The sequence below is a fragment of the Pseudomonas sp. SIMBA_068 genome (assembly GCF_046534705.1).
GTDB lineage: Bacteria > Pseudomonadota > Gammaproteobacteria > Pseudomonadales > Pseudomonadaceae > Aquipseudomonas > Aquipseudomonas putida.
Genome location: NZ_JAWRYI010001542.1, coordinates 1 through 239, shown reverse-complemented (window position 1 = coordinate 239; position 239 = coordinate 1). Strand labels below are relative to the sequence as shown.

Below are 239 nucleotides of genomic sequence, written 5' to 3'. Positions count from 1 at the left end.
GCTATCTGCTTTGAAGTGGGCTACGCCAACCTGTCCAACTTCAACCGGCACTTTCGGATCGAGATGAATCTGACGCCGAGTGAATATCGCCGCGAAACGGCCCAGCACTGGCCCAAGTCACTCGAAAAATGACACCCAGTCATTTTTGATCAAAAGGCCAGTTAATTCAGGTTTTTTTCATATTGCTCAACCCTTTGAGCAAAGTTGGTACGCCGCGTGCAAACGTTTGCGAAATGAAC

The 239-nt window shown here is 48.5% G+C and carries 1 protein-coding gene; it reads left to right on the top strand.

The features are described from left to right. Positions 1 to 132: helix-turn-helix domain-containing protein (locus SB756_RS34855; RefSeq protein WP_410913854.1), on the top strand; the 132-nt coding region annotated here is incomplete at its 5' end. Positions 133 to 239: the final 107 nt, after the last annotated feature.